The organism is Streptomyces sp. SDT5-1, from assembly GCF_052245995.1.
Taxonomy (GTDB): domain Bacteria; phylum Actinomycetota; class Actinomycetes; order Streptomycetales; family Streptomycetaceae; genus Streptomyces.
Genome location: NZ_CM125963.1, coordinates 4,083,878 through 4,101,015 on the forward strand (window position 1 = coordinate 4,083,878; position 17,138 = coordinate 4,101,015).

16 protein-coding genes are annotated in these 17,138 nt (G+C 71.7%); 3 read left to right on the plus strand and 13 right to left on the minus strand.

Annotated elements, in window-relative coordinates; all coding sequences use genetic code 11:
- Positions 1 to 15: 15 nt before the first annotated feature.
- From ACTWJ8_RS18840 to bldG, 4 genes are all read right to left on the minus strand, one after another.
- Positions 16 to 597: a small secreted protein gene (locus tag ACTWJ8_RS18840; protein WP_356387288.1), complete on the minus strand. Its 582-nt coding sequence runs from the start codon at positions 595 to 597 to the stop codon at positions 16 to 18.
- Positions 598 to 850: 253 nt separating this feature from the next.
- The gene (locus ACTWJ8_RS18845; protein WP_443264602.1) at positions 851 to 3,262 is read right to left on the minus strand and encodes a sodium-translocating pyrophosphatase; all 2,412 of its coding nucleotides are present in this window, start codon (positions 3,260 to 3,262) and stop codon (positions 851 to 853) included.
- Positions 3,263 to 3,573: 311 nt separating this feature from the next.
- Positions 3,574 to 4,011, minus strand: a complete 438-nt coding sequence (locus tag ACTWJ8_RS18850; protein WP_356387283.1) for an ATP-binding protein — start codon at positions 4,009 to 4,011, stop codon at positions 3,574 to 3,576.
- 116 nt (positions 4,012 to 4,127) lie between these two features.
- The gene (bldG, locus tag ACTWJ8_RS18855; RefSeq protein ID WP_003975386.1) at positions 4,128 to 4,469 is read right to left on the minus strand and encodes an anti-sigma factor antagonist BldG; all 342 of its coding nucleotides are present in this window, start codon (positions 4,467 to 4,469) and stop codon (positions 4,128 to 4,130) included.
- Between the two features lie 81 nt (positions 4,470 to 4,550).
- Here bldG and ACTWJ8_RS18860 point away from each other — a divergent pair, with 81 nt between their 5' ends.
- Positions 4,551 to 7,007, plus strand: coding sequence for a DEAD/DEAH box helicase (locus tag ACTWJ8_RS18860; protein WP_356387281.1), 2,457 nt, complete (start codon positions 4,551 to 4,553; stop codon positions 7,005 to 7,007).
- Positions 7,008 to 7,069: 62 nt separating this feature from the next.
- Here ACTWJ8_RS18860 and ACTWJ8_RS18865 read toward each other — a convergent pair whose 3' ends face one another.
- The 7 genes from ACTWJ8_RS18865 to ssd all read right to left on the minus strand — a co-directional run bounded on the left by ACTWJ8_RS18865 (position 7,070) and on the right by ssd (position 12,044).
- Positions 7,070 to 7,477: an Rv3654c family TadE-like protein gene (locus tag ACTWJ8_RS18865; RefSeq protein WP_443264604.1), complete on the minus strand. Its 408-nt coding sequence runs from the start codon at positions 7,475 to 7,477 to the stop codon at positions 7,070 to 7,072.
- Positions 7,474 to 7,827 (minus strand): TadE family type IV pilus minor pilin, encoded by a 354-nt coding sequence (locus tag ACTWJ8_RS18870; RefSeq protein WP_443264605.1) that lies wholly within the window; start codon positions 7,825 to 7,827, stop codon positions 7,474 to 7,476. Before ACTWJ8_RS18870 ends, ACTWJ8_RS18865 begins: the two co-directional genes overlap by 4 nt.
- On the minus strand, positions 7,814 to 8,047 hold the full coding sequence (locus ACTWJ8_RS18875; RefSeq protein WP_443264607.1) for a DUF4244 domain-containing protein: 234 nt from the start codon (positions 8,045 to 8,047) through the stop codon (positions 7,814 to 7,816). Before ACTWJ8_RS18875 ends, ACTWJ8_RS18870 begins: the two co-directional genes overlap by 14 nt.
- Positions 8,048 to 8,100: 53 nt before the next feature.
- Positions 8,101 to 8,883, minus strand: a complete 783-nt coding sequence (locus tag ACTWJ8_RS18880) for a type II secretion system F family protein (protein ID WP_443264609.1) — start codon at positions 8,881 to 8,883, stop codon at positions 8,101 to 8,103.
- Positions 8,880 to 9,731, minus strand: coding sequence for a type II secretion system F family protein (locus ACTWJ8_RS18885; RefSeq protein ID WP_443264610.1), 852 nt, complete (start codon positions 9,729 to 9,731; stop codon positions 8,880 to 8,882). Before ACTWJ8_RS18885 ends, ACTWJ8_RS18880 begins: the two co-directional genes overlap by 4 nt.
- A 76-nt stretch (positions 9,732 to 9,807) precedes the next feature.
- Positions 9,808 to 10,971, minus strand: coding sequence for a TadA family conjugal transfer-associated ATPase (locus ACTWJ8_RS18890; RefSeq protein WP_443264612.1), 1,164 nt, complete (start codon positions 10,969 to 10,971; stop codon positions 9,808 to 9,810).
- Positions 10,968 to 12,044: a septum site-determining protein Ssd gene (gene ssd, locus ACTWJ8_RS18895; protein WP_356387238.1), complete on the minus strand. Its 1,077-nt coding sequence runs from the start codon at positions 12,042 to 12,044 to the stop codon at positions 10,968 to 10,970. The genes ACTWJ8_RS18890 and ssd overlap by 4 nt, the downstream gene beginning before the upstream one ends.
- A gap of 567 nt (positions 12,045 to 12,611) precedes the next feature.
- Here ssd and ACTWJ8_RS18900 point away from each other — a divergent pair.
- Positions 12,612 to 13,463: an HAD family hydrolase gene (locus ACTWJ8_RS18900; protein WP_443264614.1), complete on the plus strand. Its 852-nt coding sequence runs from the start codon at positions 12,612 to 12,614 to the stop codon at positions 13,461 to 13,463.
- Between the two features lie 326 nt (positions 13,464 to 13,789).
- Here the strand turns inward: ACTWJ8_RS18900 and ACTWJ8_RS18905 are convergent, their stop codons facing one another.
- On the minus strand, positions 13,790 to 14,614 hold the full coding sequence (locus ACTWJ8_RS18905; RefSeq protein ID WP_443264616.1) for an oxidoreductase: 825 nt from the start codon (positions 14,612 to 14,614) through the stop codon (positions 13,790 to 13,792).
- A 101-nt stretch (positions 14,615 to 14,715) separates the two neighbouring features.
- On the opposite strand from ACTWJ8_RS18905, the gene ACTWJ8_RS18910 reads away from it, so the two are divergent.
- Positions 14,716 to 15,696, plus strand: coding sequence for a nucleotide-binding protein (locus ACTWJ8_RS18910; RefSeq protein ID WP_443264617.1), 981 nt, complete (start codon positions 14,716 to 14,718; stop codon positions 15,694 to 15,696).
- 18 nt (positions 15,697 to 15,714) lie between these two features.
- Here ACTWJ8_RS18910 and ACTWJ8_RS18915 read toward each other — a convergent pair whose 3' ends face one another.
- On the minus strand, positions 15,715 to 17,022 hold the full coding sequence (locus ACTWJ8_RS18915) for a hypothetical protein (RefSeq protein ID WP_443264619.1): 1,308 nt from the start codon (positions 17,020 to 17,022) through the stop codon (positions 15,715 to 15,717).
- Positions 17,023 to 17,138 lie beyond the last annotated feature (116 nt).

A 17,138-nucleotide genomic window follows, 5' to 3' on the forward strand; every position in this document is an offset into this window, starting at 1 on the left:
AAACGGAACCGGGACCTAGGACCCCGACGGCGTAGCGGAAGCGCTCTTGCAGCTCTCCTGCTTCGCCATCGCCTTCCCCACGTCCCCCTCCTCGAGCTTCTTCAGCGCGTCGCTGCCGTCCTGGCTCAGCGTGTCCAGCTGACCGGCGATGTCCTTCAGCCCGTCGGCGAACTTCGCCTGGTCGCCCGTGTCGAGCTTGTCGACCTTCTTCTTCAGGTCGGCGTACGACGTCGAGATCTTGTCGAGCTCCTTGACGGCGTTCTGCTGCTTCTTCTCACCGCCGTCGACCGGCGGGGCCCCGGCCTTGTCGACCGCGTCGCCGATCGCCTTGTACGCGTCGGACATGTCCTGGAACGCCTGCGAGTCCGTCTTCTGGACCTGCTTGGGTTCGCTGTTGTCCGAGGTCTGCTTCTGGATCGCGGAGTTCGCGGCCTCGATCTTCTTCGCCTGCGGCTGGACCTTGTCGCAGACCTGCTTGGCCCAGGAGTCCAGCTTCTCGTTGCTGTCGTCGCTGCAGCCCGACAACGCCAGTACCAGTACCGCACCGCCGGACAGTGCGGCAGCAAGCTTCTTGTTCACCGGATTGGTCCCTTCCATGGCTCTCGGCCCCGGAACTTACACGCCACGCACACGACAATCGCACGCCGGGTGTCCTATACGACCACTTTATTGGCCTTTAGCAGCCATTTGCACCAAGAGAGAGAAGGCTCACTGGAAACGGAACGAGCCGCACCGCAGACGTAGAGAAACTACGTCAGAACATGGCAGTGGGCGGACAGTCCGTCAAAACGCACTGTCCGCCCACCGGTTGTGGTACTGACGCCCACTCAGCGCCCGTACGTGGGGTGACCTACGTACGCGTCGTGGAGACCACGGCCGGATCCGCCTGGCCCGGCACCCGTCCAGTGCCGCCCGCGTCGCCGTCCTCGTCCCCGCCGACCGCGATGCCGCGCCGCTTGGACATGTAGACGGCTCCGACGATCACCACGAGCGCCACGACGGCCGCCGCGATCCGCACGCCCACGCTCGCGTCGTCGCCGTAGCTGAACTTGACGATCGCGGGCGCGATGAGCAGCGCCACCAGGTTCATCACCTTCAGGAGCGGGTTGATGGCCGGTCCGGCGGTGTCCTTGAACGGGTCGCCGACCGTGTCGCCGATGACCGTCGCCGCGTGCGCCTCGCTGCCCTTGCCGCCGTGGTTGCCGTCCTCGACGAGCTTCTTGGCGTTGTCCCACGCGCCGCCGGAGTTGGCGAGGAAGACGGCCATCAGCGTGCCGGTGCCGATGGCGCCCGCCAGATACGCGCCGAGCGCGCCGACGCCGAGCGTGAAGCCGACCGCGATCGGCGCCATGACGGCGAGCAGCCCGGGCGTGGCGAGCTCCCGCAGCGCGTCCTTCGTACAGATGTCGACCACACGCCCGTACTCCGGCTTCTCCGTGTAGTCCATGATCCCGGGGTGCTCGCGGAACTGCCTGCGCACCTCGTAGACCACCGAACCCGCCGACCTGGACACGGCGTTGATGGCAAGGCCGGAGAAGAGGAACACCACCGCGGCTCCGGCGACGAGCCCCACCAGGTTGTTGGGCTGCGAGATGTCCATCACGAGGTTCATCGGCCCGCCCTCGCCGACCTTCTCGCCGACGTCGCGCGCCGCCGTGACGATCGCGTCCCGGTACGAGCCGAACAGCGCGGCCGCCGCGAGCACGGCCGTCGCGATGGCGATGCCCTTGGTGATGGCCTTCGTCGTGTTGCCGACGGCGTCGAGGTCGGTGAGCACCTGCGCGCCCGCGCCCTCCACGTCGCCGGACATCTCGGCGATGCCCTGCGCGTTGTCGGAGACCGGCCCGAAGGTGTCCATGGCGACGATGACGCCGACCGTGGTCAGCAGCCCCGTACCGGCCAGCGCGACCGCGAACAGGGCCAGCATGATCGACGTACCGCCCAGCAGGAACGCCCCGTACACGCCGAGCCCGATGAGCACCGCCGTGTAGACGGCCGACTCCAGGCCGATGGAGATGCCGGCGAGCACCACGGTCGCGGGACCGGTCAGCGACGTCTTGCCGATGTCCCGCACCGGGCGGCGGGTCGTCTCGGTGAAGTAGCCGGTGAGCTGCTGGATGAGGGCCGCGAGCACGATGCCGATGGCCACGGCGACGACCGCGAGGATCCGCGGGTCGCCGTCCTTGCCGCTGATCGCGGAGTCCGTGACGCCTTCGAGGTCGCCGTACGAGCCCGGCAGATACGTGAAGACGGCGATGGCCACGAGCACGATCGAGATCACCGCGGAGATGAAGAAACCGCGGTTGATGGCGCTCATGCCGCTGCGGTCGGCGCGGCGCGGTGCGACGGCGAAGATGCCGATCATCGCCGTGACGACCCCGATCGCGGGCACGATCAGCGGGAACGCGAGCCCCGCGTCGCCGAAGGCCGCCTTGCCGAGGATCAGCGCGGCGACCAGCGTGACGGCGTACGACTCGAACAGGTCGGCGGCCATTCCGGCGCAGTCTCCGACGTTGTCGCCCACGTTGTCGGCGATGGTCGCGGCATTGCGCGGATCGTCCTCCGGAATGCCCTGCTCGACCTTGCCGACCAGGTCGGCGCCGACGTCGGCGGCCTTGGTGAAGATGCCGCCCCCGACACGCATGAACATGGCGATCAGCGCGGCGCCGAGCCCGAAGCCCTCCAGGACCTTGGGCGCGTCGGCCGCGTAGACGAGGACGACGCAGGAGGCACCGAGCAGGCCGAGTCCCACCGTGAACATGCCGACGACGCCACCCGTACGAAAAGCGATCTTCATCGCGTGGTGCGAGACGGAAGTGAGATCCTTTTCCGGCTCGCCCTCCGCCGGTGTCGCTTCCCTTGCGGCCGCCGCCACACGCACATTGCTGCGCACCGCGAGCCACATTCCGATATAGCCGGTGACGGCCGAGAACACCGCGCCGATCAAGAAGAAGATCGACCGGCCCGCGCGCTGATTCCAGTCGTCCGCCGGCAGCAGCATGAGCAGGAAGAACACGACGACGGCGAATACGCCGAGGGTGCGCAGTTGTCGTCCCAGATAGGCCTTCGCGCCTTCCTGGACCGCGCCCGCGATCTTCTTCATGGAATCCGTGCCCTCGCCGGCGGCGAGCACCTGGCGCACCAGGATCCCGGCGACGGCGAGCGCCGCGAGCGCCACGACGGCGATGACGACGACGATCAATCTGTTGCCGTCGGTCAGAACTGCGGCTGCGAACGTAGAGGGGGTAGAGGGCTCCGCCATTCGTCCTCCTTGACGCTTGGACTGAGCTCAAGATGTGGACGGATTGTAGGGAGCGGGACCTGATCAAAACAGGGCGCGGCAAACGGAATTGTTTCCTACCCAGCAAATGTTCGGTGAACCGCAAGCGCCGGGAAAGCGGGAATCGCTAATCCCCCGAGGGCATTACACTCTGCCCACCTCGGAAAACTCAGAAAACACCGAAGAAGCAGAGGGCGCAGAAGACACGGAAGACGCAGAAGACACGGAAGAGGCCCTGCGCACCGAAAGGTGCACAGGGCCTCGACAAAAGATCTCCGGCCGCGCGCGGAGCGCTACGGCAGGGTCGACGCGGGGAGCGTCGGCCAACTCATCCGAATGAGTCCGCCGTCCGCGTCCGCGGTGACCTCCACGTCGTCCACGAGACCGCTGATGACGGCGAGACCCATCTCGTCCTCGCCCTCGGCCTCCAGGTCGTCGGACGCGCCCTCGCCGCCCGCTGCGGCCGACGGTGGCGGCGTGCGGGGCGCCTCGTCCCCGACCTCGATGGAGAACTGCTTCTCCTCCTCGATCAGGGCCACTCGCACCGGCGCCGAGATGCCGCTGCTCTGGTGCAGCCCGACCGCGCGGCTGCACGCCTCGCCGACGGCGAGCCTGACCTCGTCGAGCACGGCCTCGTCCACGCCCGACCTGCGCGCCACGGCGGCCGCCACCAGACGGGCCGTCCTGACGTGCTCGGGCTGAGGGCTGAAGCGGAGTTCGACAGTGGCCATGCATCCCCCTCGGACAGACGGGCCCCACGGGTTACGAGCGTGCTCCCGGGGACCGGGACGGCCTCGGCCGCCCGCTCCCCTCGCCTGGGCCGGTGTCGCCACCGGCGTCACCGGGCTCAGTCGGTCGCCGCGACGGCTTCCTCGACCGAGGTGTGGATCGGGAACACCTTGGTCAGTCCGGTGATACGGAAGATCTTGAGAATGCGCTCCTGGTTGCACACCAGGCGCAACGAGCCCTCATGGGCGCGCACGCGCTTCAGACCGCCGACCAGCACGCCGAGCCCGGTGGAGTCGAGGAAGTCCACGCCCTCCATGTCGACGACAAGGTGGAAACTGCCGTCATTCACCAGCTCGACCAGCTGCTCGCGCAGCTTGGGCGCGGTATACACATCGATTTCGCCACCGACCTCGACGACCGTACGATCGCCGACGGTACGGGTCGACAGGGACAGGTCCACGGATCCTCCAGCACCTTGCTATCGAGCGGTCGCCCCTCGGGGACACCTCGGCTTGGTCCCCGAGACGGTTCGCCAGCCGCGATGGCATTCAATCACTTACCGGCAGGCGTGCACGACGCCTTCAGAGCATTGTCCGTCACGCCAGTGACACACTCGGTGCCGATGGCCACGAATCACCGATCCGAACGACCCTCGGCGTCCGCCGCTGACCGCCCCTCGCCCGGGGCCGTTCTCGAGCGTCTCGCCTCGGGTCCGAGTCGGGCTGCGCGCATCACCCATACGGAGCACTTGCCCCCTCGGCCAGGGCGTCATGCCGTCTGGCCGGACCGGATCCGCGCCGAGGTCATCGCGGCCGTGCAGAGCGCCGGAATCGCGCACCCCTGGGCCCACCAGGCACAAGTGGCGGAGCACGCCCTGGACGGCGACTCGGTGGTCGTCGCCACCGGAACGGCCTCAGGAAAGTCCCTCGCCTACCTGGTCCCGGTCCTGTCGACCCTCCTCGAAGGATCCGAGGCGCCGAACGGGCGTGGCGCCACCACGCTCTACCTCGCCCCGACGAAGGCGCTCGCGGCGGACCAGTGCCGATCCGTGAAGGAACTTTCACAACCGCTCGGTACGGCGATCCGCCCCGCGGTCTACGACGGCGACACCCCGTTCGAGGAACGGGAGTGGGTACGCCAGTACGGAAACTACGTCCTCACCAACCCGGACATGCTGCACCGCGGCATCCTGCCCTCCCACCCGCGCTGGTCCTCCTTCCTGCGTGCCCTCAAGTACGTCGTGATCGACGAGTGCCACACCTACCGCGGCGTCTTCGGCTCCCACGTGGCGCAGGTCCTTCGCCGGCTGCGCCGCATATGTGCCCGCTACGGATCCGAGCCCGTCTTCCTGCTGGCATCGGCCACCGCAGCCGATCCGGCCGCTTCCGCCGAACGGCTGACGGGGCTGCCCGTCGTGGAGGTCGCGGACGACGCGTCGCCGCGCGGCGAGCTGGTCTTCGCCCTGTGGGAGCCGCCGCTGACGGAGATGCGCGGCGAGAAGGGCGCGCCGGTGCGGCGCACGGCCACGGCCGAGACGGCGGACCTGCTGACCGACCTCGCGGTGCAGGGCGTCCGCTCGGTCGCCTTCGTACGCTCCCGGCGCGGCGCCGAGCTGATCTCCGTGATCGCCCAGGAGCGGCTCGCCGAGGTCGACCGCTCGCTGGCCCGGCGGGTCGCGGCCTACCGCGGCGGCTATCTCTCCGAGGAACGCCGCGCCCTCGAAGCGGCCCTGCACTCCGGCGAGCTCCTCGGCCTCGCCGCGACCACCGCCCTCGAACTCGGCATCGACGTCTCCGGCTTGGACGCCGTCCTCATCTCCGGCTACCCCGGCACGCGCGCCTCGCTGTGGCAGCAGGCGGGGCGGGCCGGGCGCTCCGGCGAGGGCGCGCTCGCCGTCATGGTCGCCCGCGACGACCCCTTGGACACGTATCTCGTCCACCACCCCGAGGCCGTCTTCGACCAGCCCGTGGAGTCGACGGTCCTCGACCCCGACAACCCGTACGTGCTGGCCCCGCACCTGTGTGCCGCTGCGGCGGAGATCCCGCTCACCGAACCGGACCTGAAGCTGTTCGGCCCGGCGACCGGGGAGCTGCTGCCGCAGCTGGAGGCGGCGAAGCTGCTGCGCCGGCGGTCCGCCACGAAGGCCTGGCACTGGACGCGCCGCGAGTCCGCGGCGGACCTCGCCGACATCCGCGGCGAGGGCGGCTCGCCCGTGCAGGTCGTCGAGGCGGGCACGGGGCGACTGCTCGGCACGGTCGACGCGGGCGCCGCGCACACGTCGGTGCACGACGGCGCGGTCCACCTCCACCAGGGGCGCACCTACGTGGTGAAGAAGCTGGACCTCGACGACAACGTCGCCCTGGTCGAGCCGGCGAACCCCACGTACTCGACGACCGCCCGCGACACCACGGCCATCTCCATCCTGGAGACCGACGTCGAAGTCCCTTGGGGCGACGGCCGGTTGTGCTACGGCTCCGTCGAGGTGACCAACCAGGTCGTCGGCTATCTGCGACGCCGCCTGATCACCGGCGAGGTCCTCGGCGAGACCAAGCTCGACCTCCCTCCTCGTACGCTGCGCACCCGCGCGGTGTGGTGGACCGTCACCGAGGACCAGCTCGACGCGGCCCGTGTGAACCCCGAGATCCTCGGCGGCGCCCTGCACGCCGCCGAGCACGCCTCCATCGGCCTCCTTCCGCTGTTCGCCACGTGCGACCGCTGGGACATCGGCGGCGTCTCGATCCCGCTCCATCCGGACACGCTCCTTCCCACGGTCTTCGTCTACGACGGTCATCCCGGCGGCGCCGGGTTTGCCGAGCGGGCCTTCCACACGGCCCGGGAGTGGCTCACCGCCACGCGTGAGGCGATCGCCTCCTGCGAGTGCGAGGCCGGGTGCCCCTCGTGCATCCAGTCGCCCAAGTGCGGCAACGGCAACGAGCCGTTGCACAAGCGGGGAGCCGTGCGGTTGCTCTCCGTTCTGTTGCGGGACGCGGAGGGGTAGGGCGGGTCCCTGGTGCGGTCGTCCGGGCCTACGTCGCGGGGCTCCGCCCCGGGCCCCGCTCCTCAATCGCCGGAGGGGCTGATTTGTCGGGGCCTCCGCTCCTGGAGCGGAGGAGAGCTTGAACGGCCTGTGGGGGGGCCTGCGGGACCCGCGCGGGCGCTGACGCTCGCCTGAAGTGGGGCGGAGCCCGATGTCGCGGTCACCATCGCGGTCTCGCCGTGCAGAGCGCAGCGGACCGCGACCGCTCCTTGCGCTCTCGCCACCCGCGTCGCCCACGCGCATGCCGGTTCGGGGCCCTCCGTCCAGTGGTCCGCCGCCGCCAGCGCCGCCAGGTCGGCCGCCGCGCCCGCCCGGTGCTTCGCCTCGACCGCCCGGGCCATCGCCAGTACCGAGCCGAACACCAACCCCACCGCCGCCAGCGCCATCGCGACCCACACCGTCGCCGAGCCGCGGTCGCCCCGGCGCCTCACGTCGTCTCCTCCGCCGCCGCCACGGCCTGCGCGCCCAGGCCCACCGCGAGCAGTCCGGGGCCCACGGACCGCGTCCGTACCGTCACCCGCACCAGGTCGCCCTCCCGGGCCACCGCGATGCGCGCCCCGTCCGGCGCGGCCTCCCGGGCCACCGCGAGCGCGGCCGCCCTGGGCTCCTGGCGGGCCACCGCCCTCGCCCCGGCCCGCGCCGCGTCCACGCATCTGATCTGCGCCGACGCCGCGAGCACCACCCAGACGAGCGCCATCGTGAACGTCACGAGCACCGGCAGCACCACGGCCGCCTCCGCCGTCACGAACCCCCGGTCGCGCCCGGGCTCAGAACGACCCATGGAGCGCCTTCGCCACCAAGGACTGCAGCGCCGACTGCACCACGTCGCTCGTCACCACCTGGAACAGGACTCCGGCGAAGCCCACCGCCGCGATCAGCCCCACCGCGTACTCGGCGCTCACCATTCCCGCGTCCCGCCGCCCGGACCGCACCGCCCGCGCCCAGCGTCGTACGCCTCCGCACAGCCGCCCGTACGTCCGCACCACTCGCATTCCGTTCATGCCAACTCCCTCGATACGCCCAGCTGTTGTTCATTCCGTCGAACTCCGTTCCGTCACCTCCCTCCGAACACCCCTCCTCCCAGGCCGATCACCACCGGCACCACCCCGACCACCAGGAACGCGGGCAGGAAGCACAGGCCCACCGGCGCCGTGATCGCCACGGCCGCCCTGCGTGCCGCCGCCGTCGACCTGCGGCCCCGCTCCGCCCGGCACTCCGCCGCGAACCGCGCCACCGGCACCGCCGCCGGAGCCCCGGAGTCGCCCGCCCGCTCCAGCAGCCGCACCAGGCCGTCCGCCCCGGGCAGCGCGCACAACTCCCGCCACGCCGCCCCCGGTTCACCGCCCAACCTGATCTGCGCGGCACCCCGCTCAAGGCCCCGGCCCACGGGCCCGCCCAGCGCCTCGCCAACCGCCCGCGCCGCCTCCACAGGCCCCGCTCCCGCCGCCAGACACGACGCCAAGAGGTCCGAGGCCAAGGGCAGTTGCCGCGCCGCTTCCTGGTGCGCCGAGAGGCCCTCGCCTGCCCCCGCTCTCGCCTCCCGCGCCCGCCACCACCGCCACGTCCCAGCCCCCGCGATCGCCCCGACCACCACCCCGGCCACCCCACCGACCAGCACGAACCCGGCGCACACCGCTCCCGCGACCGGCACCCACCGCCGCACCCCGGCCGGCAGTCCCGACCGCCGCTGCTTCCGCTCCTCCGCGGCCACCTCCAGGACCAGCCGCAGCCGCTTCCGCAGCGCCAGCTCCTCTCGGCGCGCCGAGATCGCTCGCGCGAGGAACAGCGCCGCCGCCGCGACACACAGCGTCACCCCCAGCCTGTGGACAACGTTCATCGCTCCTCCGCCCCCCGCACGATCCGCATGGCCCACCACAGACCCGCGGCCTCCAACGCCCCGCCGACCACCAGGCACCCGACCCCCGGCCACGTGTGCAGCAGCACCCGCAGTGGCCTCGCTCCCATGGCCGCACCGAGCAGCAGCCCGAACACCGGCAGGCCGGCGAGCATCCCCGCCGTCGACACGGGGCCCGCCAACTGGGCTCTGAAGTCGGCCCGTTGGTCCCGCTCCGCCCGCAGGGCGTCCGCGAGCCGTTCCAGGCCCGCCGCCAGCCCCGCACCCCGGTCCACCGCCACCCGCCAGCACGCCGCGAGCCCGCCGAGGCCCTCCGCCCCCGGCTCCCGCGCCGCCGCGCGCAACGCCCCGGGCACGTCCCCGCCGAACCGGGCCGCCGCCACCACCGCCGCACCCCGCGCGCCGGTCACCGCGCCCGAGTCCCGCACCGCGACCACCAGCCCCTCCCCCGGCTGCCGCCCGGCCCGCACCTCACCCGCCAGCAGCCCGCACAGCCGGATCACCGCTTCCCGGCGCCGCTCCGTCCCCCGCCGCGCCGCCCGCGCCCGGCGCAGCCGCCCCACTCCGGGCACCGCGCACACCCCGAGCACCACCGGCAGCACGGAGGCCCCGGCCGCCCCGATCACCGCACCCCCGACCACGCACCACCACTCGGGCCGCCCGCGCAGCCACGCCCACCACCTCTCCCCGACACTCGCCCGCCCCGGCCGGTCGACCCCCAACACCGCCCGAGCCCGCCGCACTTCCCTCCCCCGCACCCGCGCCTGGGCCACACCCCAGAGGGCGGCCACCACGCCCAACCCGCCGACACCGCTCACACCCCAGCTCACGTCCACACACCCCTCTCCACCCGCACGAACAGCCCCACCCGTGGCTCCATCCGAAAGCCCCTCGCCGACCCCGGCCTCACTCCAACCGCACCCCCAGCAACCGGCCGAGGCGCGCCCACCCCACCCCCTCCACGAACCCCCGCTCGCCCCACTCCAGCGCCGGCACCGCCCGCACCCAGCCGCCCTCGTCCCGCTCCAGCACCTGGACCTGGGACAGTCGGCGGCGCCCGTCCCTGCCCCGGACGAGGTGCAGCACCACGGAGACCGCCGCCGCGAGTTGGCTGTGCAGGGCCGCGCGGTCGAGTCCTGCCGCCGTGGCCAGGGCCTCGAGGCGGACCGGGACATCGCTCGCCGCGTTGGCGTGGACGGTCCCCGAACCCCCTTCGTGGCCGGTGTTCAGGGCCGCCAGGAGCGAGACCACCTCCGCGCCCCGCACCTCGCCCACCACCAGCCGGTCGGGCCGCATGCGCAGGGCCTGCCGTACGAGGTCGTCGAGGCCGACGGCGCCCGCTCCCTCCTGGTTGGCCGGGCGGGATTCGAGGCGGACGACGTGGGGGTGGTCGGGTCGCAGCTCGGCGGAGTCCTCGGCCAGGACGATCCGCTCCCGGGGCCCCACCAGGCCGAGCAGCGCGCTCAGCAGCGTCGTCTTCCCCGTGCCCGTACCGCCGCTGATCAGGAACGACAGGCGTGCGTCGAGCAGCGCCCGCAGCACCCGGTCACCGCCCGGCGGCACCGTCCCCGCCGCCGCCAGCTCCTCCAGGGTGAACGCCCGCGGTCTGACGACGCGCAGGGACAGGCAGGTGCAGCCGGCCGCGATCGGCGGCAGCACCGCGTGCAGCCGGGTCCCGTCGGGCAGCCGGGCGTCCACCCAGGGCCGCGCGTCGTCCAGGCGCCGCCCGACGACGGCCGCGAGCCGCTGCGCCAACCGCCGTACGTCCGCGGCGCTTTCGAAGCTCACGTCTGCCGCCTCCAGGCCGCTCCCCCGGTCGACCCACACCTTGTCGGGCGCCGACACCAGGACGTCCGTCACCGACGGGTCGGCGAGCAGCGGCTCCAGCGGCCCCGCACCCACCAGCTCCGACCGCAACCTGCCCGCCGCGCCCAGCACTTCGGCGTCGCCCAGGATCCGGCCCTGCGCCCGCAGCGCCTCGGTCACGCGCGCGGGGGTGGCCTCCGCCCCGGTCTCCGCGAGCCACTGCCGTACGCCGTCGAGCATCCGCGCGCCCACCACCTGGCTCATGCCGCGTCCCCCTCGACCGCCGCCACCGGCATCCGCTCCCAGAACGCCCCGCAGAACCGCCCGAGCGGGCCGCCGGCCACCACCCGGGTGTCCGCGGGGAGTTCGCCCGCGTACGGCAGCCCGACCAGGCGCGCCACCTCCTCCGGGGCGAGGCCGCCCGACCCGCGCGCGGGAGCCGTCACCACCCGCAGGTCCCGCAGCACCATCCCGGCCGCCCCGGCCATCCGCCGCGCCGCCGCCACGGCCCGCAGCTCCGGAGGCACCACGAGAAGCCCCAGGTCGAGCTGGGCCAGGGCCTCCACGGACCCGGCGTCGACCCGGCGCGGCAGGTCCACGACCACGACGCCGCCCCTGCGCCGCCCCGCCGCGAGCACCGCCCGCACCGCCTCGGGCGGCACCGCGGCGAGGTCACCGCGGTCCCAACTGAGCACCCGCAGATCGTGCAGCCGGGGCAGCGACTCCTCCAGGGCCGCGCTGCCGACCCGGCCGCGCGACTCGGCGAAGGCGGGCCAGCGCAGCCCGTCGGCCATCTCCCCGCCGAGCAGGACGTCGAGCCCGCCGCCGAGCGGGTCCGCGTCCACGAGGAGGGTGCGCCGCCCGGCCCGCGCGGCGGACACGGCCAGCGCGCAGGCGAGCGTGGAGGCCCCGGCGCCGCCGCGCCCGCCGAGCACCCCGACGGTCAGCGCGGGCCGCCCCACGCCCTCGGCGACGTCGGCGATCCGGTCCATCAGCCACTGCTCGCCGTCCGGCAGCACCAGGACGTGGTCCGCGCCGATCTCCACGGCCCGCCGCCACACCCCGGAATCGTCCTGATCACGACCAACCAAGATCACTCCAGGCCGTCGGGAGACCCCGCGCAGCCGCCGCGCCGCGTCGTCCCCAACGAGCACCAGGGGCGCCGATTCCCAGCCGCCCCGGCCCTCTCCGCCCGCCTCCGCTCCGTGCCCGACTTCGGGCCGCACGCCCGCCGCCGCGCACAGGCGCAGCAGATCATCGAGCAGTCCCACGTCCTCCGTCACGATCAGCGGGACGCTTCGCACGTCCCGCCCGTCGCAGTCGATGACTCCCGCCATGCTCCGGTCCCCCTGTCGCCGCGCTCGCCCGCCCCTGCGGACGATCCGATGCGCACGCGAAGCCGCCGTGCCGAAGGCGCCGAATACCGCCACTCGGGCACCGCTCGGGCATAACAAACCGGCCAAGAACACGAACCGAACTTCGCGTGCGGAATCACCGTGCAGCGATCCCGGAAATCGTGGGGATCTTGGTCAATAACTGTGGACGCGAGAAGGCTTGTGAATATCCCGGTCACTCATACCAGTGACACCTTGAACTCGGCATGGAACTGCCCACAGAGCAGCCCGACGGTCACGCAGCGTGAGTGGCCCGAGGCGCGCCGCACCGGCCGCGCGAGCCCGCGACGACCCGCGGGTGGACAAGAAAAAAGGACCCGAAAACGGGTCCGGACATGCGACGACCCCCGCCGGGGGGGAGAGCGGGGGTCGTCCCCACGGTCCGACTCGGGGGGGGAGGAGCCAGACCGGGTTAGCACGGTCGCGAACGATCCGTGACTTCCATGGTGTACCCGAGAGCCTTCTCAAGCAAACCCACGCGCCCCAGCTTACGCCGAATGGTTGGCGCCTATGCTCGGCCCCGTGGAAAACCACTCCTTGCCTCACTCGACACCTCGTACAGCCGCGTTCTTTGACCTGGACAAGACGGTCATCGCTAAGTCGAGCACTCTCACGTTCAGCAAGTCGTTCTACCAAGGCGGGCTGATCAACCGGAGGGCCGTACTGCGCACCGCCTACGCCCAGTTCGTCTTCCTCGCCGGCGGCGCCGACCACGACCAGATGGAGCGGATGCGCGAGTACCTCTCGGCGCTCTGCCGCGGCTGGAACGTGCGGCAGGTGAAGGAGATCGTCGCCGAGACCCTGCACGACCTCATCGACCCGATCATCTACGACGAGGCGGCGTCCCTCATCGAGGATCACCACACCGCAGGGCGCGATGTGGTGATCGTCTCCACATCGGGTGCCGAGGTCGTCGAGCCGATCGGCGAGCTGCTCGGCGCGGACCGGGTGGTCGCCACGCGCATGGTGGTGGGCGACGACGGCTGCTTCACGGGCGAGGTCGAGTACTACGCGTACGGACCGACCAAGGCGGAGGCCATCAAGGAGCTGGCCCGCACCGAGGGGTACGACCTGGCGCGCTGCTACGCGTACAGCGATTCGGCGACGGATCTGCCGATGCTCGGTTCGGTCGGGCATCCGCACGCCGTCAACCCCGACCGCGCGCTGCGCCGCGAGGCCCTCGCGCGCGAGTGGCCGATCCTCGACTTCCACAAGCCGGTCCGGCTCAAGCAGCGCCTGCCGCACCTGGCGACGCCCTCGCGGCCCGCGCTGCTCGCGGCGGCCGGGGTCGGGGCGGCGGCGGTCACGGCGGGTCTCGTCTGGTACGCGAGCCGCCGTCGGGCCACGTCAGGCGCCTCGTAACGCCGCCGGTTCGTCCTGTTTGAACCTAAAAGTAAAGAAGTGTGGCCAGGGCTTCCGCTTCCCCTTGGGGAGGAGTACAAAGGATTCACGGCCCGCGAGACCAAGGACATCCGAGAGGAACACCTTCAACCGCAAAAGGCCCCACGGACCGGATGCATGAACACCGGGCACCCACGCGACGTCGACCCGTCGATTACGGGCCAGCCGCACCAGGCCACGGGCAAAGAACCCGACCTGATGGGCAAATATTCGAGGACGCTTGGTAACCCGATGGACATGCCAGCGGCGGTACGAGCATTCGTACCGCCGCAACCCTTGTGTGGGGGCTAGGCCGCGCCCCGCTGAAGCGCCTCGCAGACGGCCGTGGACTCCCTGACGCCCAGCTCGACCGCCTTGCCGCAGTGGGTGATCCAGGCCGCCATCCCTTCCGGCGTACCGGAGACATAACCCTCGAGGGCCGCCGCGTAGGCCGCCCGGCCCAGTTCGGCGTGGCCCAGCTCAGCCGGGCAGATGGACTTCGGGTCGAGACCGCTGCCCACCAGGACGACGCGCTCGGCGGCGCGCGCGACCAGGCCGTTGTGCGAGCCGAAGGGCCGCAGGGCGAGCAGTTCGCCGTGCACGATGGCCGCGCTCACCAGGGCCGGCGCCGTGCTTCCGGCGATGACGAGCTGCGAGAGGCCCTCCAGGCGGCCAGCCACCTCATCGGCGTCCGGTACGGGAAGCTCGACGAGCGGCTCGTCGACCGGCTCGCCCGCGAGCCGCGGCCGGCCCACCGCGTCGCTCTTGTCGGCCGCCGCGACCAGGTGCAGGCGCGCGAGGACCCGCAGGGGCGACTGCCGCCAGATGGACAGGAGTTGACCGGCCTCCGCGGTCAGCCGCAGGGCCGCGCCGACCGTGGGCGCCTCCGGGTCGCCGTCGGCGCCGCTGAAGTCGGTGCGCCTGCGCACCTCTTCGAGTGGCCAGTCGGCGCCGGAGAGCGCCGCGCTGCCGCGCGCCCCGCGCAGCGCGGCCTCGGAGGTGACCTCGTTGCTGCGACGCCGCATGACCCGGTGCCCGTAGACCCGGTCCACGGCCTTGCGCACGGAGTCCACGGAATCGGCCACGCCCGGCAGGTCGGCCAGGGCGGCGAGGGGGTCGGCTGTCGTACTCATGAGTACGACCCTACGGGCCGTGCGCCGCCGCCCCACGAAGGAGTGGTCTTCTTCACGCGACCTCGACACGCACAGTGGCGGCACCGATACCCTTCGTGAACATGAAGATCGCTTTCGTGGGGAAGGGCGGCAGTGGCAAGACCACGCTGTCCTCGCTGTTCATCCGCCACCTCGCCGGCACCGGCTCCCCGGTCGTCGCCGTCGACGCCGACATCAATCAGCACCTCGGGGCCGCGCTCGGGCTCGACGAGGACGTCGCGGGCGAGCTGCCCGCGCTCGGGGCGCGACTGCCCCTGATCAAGGACTATCTGCGCGGTTCGAACCCGCGGATCGCCTCGGCCGACACGATGATCAAGACCACGCCACCCGGCGAGGGCTCCCGGCTGCTGCGGGTGCGCGAGAACAACCCGGTGTACGACGCGTGCGCCCGCTCCGTGGAACTCGACGGCGGTGCCGTGCGCCTGATGGTCACCGGGCCCTTCACCGAGGCCGACCTCGGTGTCGCCTGCTACCACTCCAAGACCGGAGCGGTGGAGCTGTGCCTGAACCACCTCGTGGACGGCCGCGACGAGTACGTGGTGGTCGACATGACCGCGGGCTCCGACTCCTTCGCGTCGGGCATGTTCACCCGCTTCGACATGACGTTCCTGGTGGCCGAGCCGACCCGCAAGGGCATCTCGGTCTACCGCCAGTACAAGGAGTACGCACGGGACTTCGGGGTCGCCCTGAAGGTCGTGGGCAACAAGGTGCGGGACGAGGACGACCTGGAGTTCCTGCGCGCCGAGGTCGGCGACGACCTGCTGGTCACGGTCGGGCACTCGGACTGGGTGCGCGCCATGGAGAAGGGGCGCCCGCCGCGCTTCGAGCTCCTGGAGGAGGCCAACAAGGCGTCCCTGCGGGCCCTTCAGGACGCGGTCGACGCCACGTACGAGACCCGCGACTGGGAGCGTTACACCCGGCAGATGGTCCACTTCCACCTGAAGAACGCCCAGAGTTGGGGCAACGAGAGGACGGGGGCCGACCTGGCCTCGCAGGTCGACCCCGGCTTCGTGCTGCGGGAGAGCGTCACGGCCCCCGCCTGAGCGAGGGCCGCGCGGTGGCTACGACGTGGCGGCCGGGGCCCCCGGGACCCCCTTCGGGGCCGGGGCGCCCTTGCCGCCGAGGTAGGACGCCCAGCCCTGCTTCGGGGCCTCGCCCACCCCGAGGCGGCCGAGCTTCTTCAGCGTCTTCGGGTCCTGCGCGTCGAGCCAGTCGGCAAGTTGACGGAACGACACACAGCGGACCTCGGGCTTCGTGCAGACCCGCTCGACCGTCTGCTCGACGGCGCGCATGTAGGTGCCGCCGTTCCAGGACTCGAAGTGGTTGCCGATGACGAGCGGCGCGCGGTTGCCCTTGTAGGCGCGGTCGAATCCGGCGAGGAGGCTGTCGCGCATCTGGTCGCCCCAGAACTCGCGCTTGGCGGGGTCGCCCTGGGTGGCCGTGCCGGACTGGTTGACCATGAAGTTGTAGTCCATGGTCAGCTGCTCGTAGGAGTGGCCCTTGAACGGGACGAGCTGCATGGACAGGTCCCACAGGCCGTTCTTCTTGGTGGGCCACACCTGGTTGTTGACGCCGCTGGTGTCGTAGCGGAAGCCCATCTGGCTCGCCGCGCGGGTGAAGTTCTCCTTGCCTTCGAGGCAGGGGGTCCGGGCGCCGATGAGCTCCTTGTCGTAGTCGAAGGGCAGCGGCGCGGAGCGGTTCAGGCCCGCGTTCGTCTTCCAGGACTTCACGAACGACTTGGCCTGCTGGATCTCGCTCTTCCACTCGGCGACGGACCACTCGCCGACTCCACCCCCCTTGCCGCAGAAGTGGCCGTTGAAGTGGGTGCCGATCTCGTTGCCCTCGAGCCAGGCGCCGCGCAGCTGCTCGACGGTGTCCTTGATTCCCTTGGTGTCGTTGAAGCCGATGTCCGAGCGGCCCGCCGTGTGCTGCGGGGCGTGGTACTCGGCCGCCTTGGACTGGGGCAGCAGGTACACGCCGCTGAGGAAGTACGTCATGGTCGCGTCGTTCTTCTGCGCGACCTTGCGGAAGTGCGAGAACAGCTTCTGGCTGTCCTCGCCCGCGCCGTCCCAGGAGAAGACCACGAACTGCGGCGGCTTCCGGCCGGGTCCGAGCCGCTCGACCCGCGGCAGATTCGGCTGCCGTCCGGTGTACGCGGTCGAGCCGTCGCCGATGAGCTTGACCGGGTTCTGCGGCTTGGCCTTCTTCGGACCGGGCGCGCCCTGGCGCGGCTTGGTCTTCTCGGGGCTGTGCGCCCCGGATTCGGCCTGCTTTCCTGTGGCGCAGCCTGCGAGCGCCGCGACACAGGCCGCGAGGGCGGTGATGCCCGCGGCGAGCCGCGTGACGGCGGTCCTGGGGGTGGCGGCCATCTTCCGCCCACCTTCTTCCTGGGGGTGAAAAGAGGGGAATGCCCGCTATGTACGGGCAGCGCCGCCACCGTGGCACGGAGGCCGAACGGAATTAATCCGACAAGCCGACGAGCTTC

Bases quoted from the DNA above. Each gene is read 5' to 3' on its own strand.
- ACTWJ8_RS18870 (WP_443264605.1), bottom strand. From the start codon at position 7,827: ATGGGTCGTTCTGAGCCCGGGCGCGACCGGGGGTTCGTGACGGCGGAG.
- ACTWJ8_RS18900 (WP_443264614.1), top strand. From the start codon at position 12,612: ATGCTCGGCCCCGTGGAAAACCACTCCTTGCCTCACTCGACACCTCGT.
- ACTWJ8_RS18840 (WP_356387288.1), bottom strand. From the start codon at position 597: ATGGAAGGGACCAATCCGGTGAACAAGAAGCTTGCTGCCGCACTGTCC.
- ACTWJ8_RS18860 (WP_356387281.1), top strand. From the start codon at position 4,551: ATGGCATTCAATCACTTACCGGCAGGCGTGCACGACGCCTTCAGAGCA.
- ssd (WP_356387238.1), bottom strand. From the start codon at position 12,044: ATGGCGGGAGTCATCGACTGCGACGGGCGGGACGTGCGAAGCGTCCCG.
- ACTWJ8_RS18890 (WP_443264612.1), bottom strand. From the start codon at position 10,971: ATGAGCCAGGTGGTGGGCGCGCGGATGCTCGACGGCGTACGGCAGTGG.
- ACTWJ8_RS18915 (WP_443264619.1), bottom strand. From the start codon at position 17,022: ATGGCCGCCACCCCCAGGACCGCCGTCACGCGGCTCGCCGCGGGCATC.
- ACTWJ8_RS18875 (WP_443264607.1), bottom strand. From the start codon at position 8,047: ATGAACGGAATGCGAGTGGTGCGGACGTACGGGCGGCTGTGCGGAGGC.
- ACTWJ8_RS18880 (WP_443264609.1), bottom strand. From the start codon at position 8,883: ATGAACGTTGTCCACAGGCTGGGGGTGACGCTGTGTGTCGCGGCGGCG.
- ACTWJ8_RS18905 (WP_443264616.1), bottom strand. From the start codon at position 14,614: ATGAGTACGACAGCCGACCCCCTCGCCGCCCTGGCCGACCTGCCGGGC.
- ACTWJ8_RS18850 (WP_356387283.1), bottom strand. From the start codon at position 4,011: ATGGCCACTGTCGAACTCCGCTTCAGCCCTCAGCCCGAGCACGTCAGG.
- ACTWJ8_RS18845 (WP_443264602.1), bottom strand. From the start codon at position 3,262: ATGGCGGAGCCCTCTACCCCCTCTACGTTCGCAGCCGCAGTTCTGACC.
- ACTWJ8_RS18910 (WP_443264617.1), top strand. From the start codon at position 14,716: ATGAAGATCGCTTTCGTGGGGAAGGGCGGCAGTGGCAAGACCACGCTG.